This is a genomic window from Streptomyces anatolicus (assembly GCF_019400875.1).
Lineage (GTDB): Bacteria > Actinomycetota > Actinomycetes > Streptomycetales > Streptomycetaceae > Streptomyces > Streptomyces anatolicus.
In genome coordinates this window covers 1-3643 of sequence record NZ_WMBF01000573.1, presented here as the reverse complement: position 1 = coordinate 3643, position 3643 = coordinate 1, and the positions used below count along the sequence as shown (strand labels likewise).

General features: G+C 70.8%; 4 protein-coding genes. All 4 read left to right on the top strand.

Annotation, left to right across the window (positions count from 1 at the left end):
- Window positions 1-263: 263 nt before the first annotated feature.
- Window positions 264-962 (top strand): spermidine synthase family protein, encoded by a 699-nt coding sequence (locus GKQ77_RS29720; RefSeq protein ID WP_219692214.1) that lies wholly within the window; start codon window positions 264-266, stop codon window positions 960-962.
- 65 nt (window positions 963-1027) lie between these two features.
- A complete protein-coding gene (locus tag GKQ77_RS29715) occupies window positions 1028-1768 on the top strand; it encodes a response regulator transcription factor (protein WP_125515069.1) in 741 nt (246 codons plus the stop codon).
- Between the two features lie 13 nt (window positions 1769-1781).
- Window positions 1782-2888, top strand: coding sequence for a sensor histidine kinase (locus GKQ77_RS29710; RefSeq protein ID WP_219692213.1), 1107 nt, complete (start codon window positions 1782-1784; stop codon window positions 2886-2888).
- A gap of 276 nt (window positions 2889-3164) precedes the next feature.
- On the top strand, window positions 3165-3643 hold a 479-nt coding region (locus GKQ77_RS29705), incomplete at its 3' end, for an E3 binding domain-containing protein (RefSeq protein ID WP_219692212.1).

Here is a 3643-nt window from a genome sequence, read left to right as displayed (position 1 = left end):
AGGCTCCCCCGCCCGAGCGCTTCGGCCCCGCTGGCGAGGGAGCGCGTTCAGGGGCGGCCGCTCAGGGAGAGGCCCCGGCACGGCGGCCGGGGACTTGACGCTCTGGTTCACGGGTGAGGCGCTCCTTCCGTCCCGGCCTACCCTTTGCCCTCTTTTCCGGCGCTGTCTATGACCCGCGCCACGTGCGGCGCGATTCACAGCAACCCAGGAGGCCGTTTCCGCGTTGCCCACATACCCCCGCCCCCCACAAATACGCTGGGCCCATGCAGACCCACACCACCGCCCCCGTCGTCCTCGACCGGCGCGAGGGCCCGTACGGCGAGGTCGTACTGCGGCGCCACGGTGCGCTGCTGCAGATCATCGCCAACGGCTGTTTCCTGATGGACACCTCCGACGGCCGCTCCGAGCGGCTGCTCGTCGACGCGGCGCGGGACGCCCTCGACGACCGCCCGGAGCCCGCCGTGCTCATCGGCGGCCTCGGCGTCGGGTTCTCCCTCGCGCACGCCGCCGCCGACCCCCGCTGGGGACACATCACCGTGGTCGAGCGCGAGGGCGCCATCATCGACTGGCACCGGTCGGGGCCGCTCGCCGAGCTGTCCGCGGCGGCGCTCTCGGACTCACGTACGCAAATTCTTCACACGGACCTCGTCAGCTACCTCGGGGGAGCGGCGGAAGGCCTCCCCGGCACCCCGGAAACGTACGACGCACTCTGTCTGGACATCGACAACGGCCCCGACTGGACGGTGACGGAGGGCAACAACTCCCTTTACTCGCCTGCCGGTCTGGCCGCCTGCAAAGCCCGGCTCACCCCGGGCGGAGTGCTCGCCGTGTGGTCCGCGAAGCCCTCGTCCGCTTTCGACGACGCTCTACGGAATGCCGGATTCCAGAGGGTACGAACCGAAGAGATCCCCGTTGCCCGAGGCGTCCCTGACGTGGTGCACCTCGGCGTCCGGGCTGCGTAGCCGAGGTGCCTTCGCGCCCCGTACCCTGCTGACCGAACACAAGCGATCAGTGTCAGGGGCGGGCGATGGAGCAGACACACACCTCCCACAGCGGCGCCACGGCGGCGACACCCGGCGCCCAGCGCCGGGTCCTGGTGGTCGAGGACGACCCGACGATCGTCGACGCCATCGCCGCCCGGCTGCGGGCCGAGGGTTTTGTTGTGCAAACGGCCGGGGACGGCCCCTCGGCGGTCGACACCGCACAGGCGTGGCAGCCCGACCTGCTGATTCTCGACATCATGCTGCCGGGCTTCGACGGCCTGGAGGTGTGCCGCCGGGTCCAGGCCCAGCGCCCCGTCCCGGTCCTCATGCTCACCGCGCGTGACGACGAGACGGACATGCTGGTCGGCCTCGGCGTCGGCGCGGACGACTACATGACCAAGCCCTTCTCGATGCGGGAGCTGGCGGCCCGCGTGCACGTCCTGCTGCGCAGAGTCGAACGGGCCGCGCTCGCCGCGACCACCCCCCGCAGCGGCATCCTGCGCCTGGGCGAACTGGAGATCGACCACGCCCAGCGGCGTGTGCGGGTGCGCAGTGAGGACGTCCATCTGACGCCCACCGAGTTCGACCTGCTGGTCTGCCTGGCCAACACCCCGCGCGCCGTCCTCTCCCGCGAGCAGCTGCTCGCCGAGGTGTGGGACTGGGCCGACGCCTCCGGCACCCGGACCGTCGACAGCCACATCAAGGCGCTGCGCCGGAAGATCGGCGCCGAGCGGATCCGGACCGTGCACGGCGTGGGCTACGCCCTCGAGACCCCGACACCCTGAGGCCGGTCCTGCCATGAGCGGGCCTTCCGGGCCTTTCGGACCTCGCGGGCCTTTCCAGGGCTTGCGGCCCTTCTCCATCAAGACCAAGCTCGGCGCCCTGGTCGTCGTCTCCGTGTTCATCACCACGGGGCTGCTCCTGGTGGCGATGAAGACCGAGACCGAGCTGCGCTTCATCACCGTCTTCTCGGTGATAGCCACCCTGCTCATCACGCAGTTCGTGGCGCACAGCCTCACCGCCCCGCTGGACGAGATGAACGCGGTGGCCCGCGCCGTCAGCCACGGCGACTACACGCGCCGGGTGCGCGGCGCCGACCGGCGCGACGAGCTGGGCGACGTGGCCTCCACGATCAACGCCATGGCGGACGACCTGGAGGCCCAGGACACCCAGCGCAAGGAGCTGGTCGCCAACGTCAGCCACGAGCTGCGCACCCCCATCGCCGCCCTGCGCGCGGTCCTGGAGAACGTCGTCGACGGCGTCTCGGCCGCCGACCCCGAGACCATGCGCACCGCCCTGAAGCAGACCGAGCGCCTGGGGCGTCTGGTGGAGACCCTGCTCGACCTCTCCCGCCTGGACAACGGCGTCGTCCCGCTGAAGGCCCGCCGCTTCGAGGTCTGGCCGTATCTGTCGGGCGTACTGAAGGAGGCCAACATGGTGGCCTCCGCGCGCGCGGGCATCGCCTCCGGCTCCGGCAGCCACACGCGTACGGACGTCCATCTGCACCTGGACGTCTCACCCCCGGAGCTGACGGCCCACGCCGACGCCGAGCGGCTGCACCAGGTGGTGGCCAACCTCATCGACAACGCGGTCAAGCACAGCCCGCCGCACGGCCGCGTGACGGTACGGGCCAGGCGCGGCCCCTACCCCGAGTCCCTGGACCTGGAGGTGCTCGACGAGGGCCCCGGCATCCCCGAGTCCGAGTGGCACCGCGTCTTCGAGCGCTTCAACCGCGGCAGCCACGCGGGCAGCCCCGCCAAGAACTCCGCCAACGACGGCGGCACGGGCCTCGGCCTCGCCATCGCACGCTGGGCGGTCGATCTGCACGGCGGCCACATCGGAGTGGCCGAATCCCCCCGCGGCTGCCGGATCCAGGTCACCCTTCCGGGCCTGCTCGAAGAGTGAAGTTGACGTAGGGTTCGAAGCCGAAGCGATTCGCCGACCGCTCTTGTGGGCACCCGGGGACCGCCGCCGCGCGTAGACGTCCCGCTGACGTACCCGCGCGGCCATCTGGCGTTGCGGAACCTCGCTTGTTTCCCGCCATTTACAGCGCCGAAACCCTTGCTCCAATGTGACTTACGCGACGGATGACGGGCCCGGCCTGCACCTGACGCCGATGGAGGCGTAGCCTTTATTTCCGCTGTCCATCACCTTGTGAAGCGGAAGAGGGCGGTTACCGCCGTGTCGCCACAGTCCCCCAGTAACTCGAGCACCAAGACCGACCAAGACGCGCAGGGCAAGGACCCTGCCGCTGCCTTCGGTCCCAATGAGTGGCTCGTCGACGAGATCTATCAGCAGTACCTCCAGGACCCGAATTCGGTCGACCGAGCCTGGTGGGACTTCTTCGCCGACTACAAGCCAGGGGCGGGCGCTTCCGTAGCCGCCGCCCCGGCTGAGCCGGCGGGTGACGCGGCCGCGGGGGCCGCGGCCACCACTGCTCCCGCCGCCCCGGCCGCGCCCGCCTCGCGCCCGGCCCCGGCCGCCGCGCTGGAAGACGCCAACCTCAAGCCCGGCCAGCTGCCGCACGCATCGCCGTCGGTGCGCAAGTTCGCCCGCGAACTGGGGGTGAACCTCAGCAAGGTGAAGGGTTCCGGTCCGAAAGACCGCATCACCGCCGAGGACGTGCGCGCCTTCGTCAAGCAGGCCCTGTCGTCTTCGGC

What these genes read in the sequence shown, in the direction of transcription:
- GKQ77_RS29720 (WP_219692214.1), top strand. Translation starts at nt 264, where the DNA reads ATGCAGACCCACACCACCGCCCCCGTCGTCCTCGACCGGCGCGAGGGC.
- GKQ77_RS29715 (WP_125515069.1), top strand. Translation starts at nt 1,028, where the DNA reads ATGGAGCAGACACACACCTCCCACAGCGGCGCCACGGCGGCGACACCC.
- GKQ77_RS29710 (WP_219692213.1), top strand. Translation starts at nt 1,782, where the DNA reads ATGAGCGGGCCTTCCGGGCCTTTCGGACCTCGCGGGCCTTTCCAGGGC.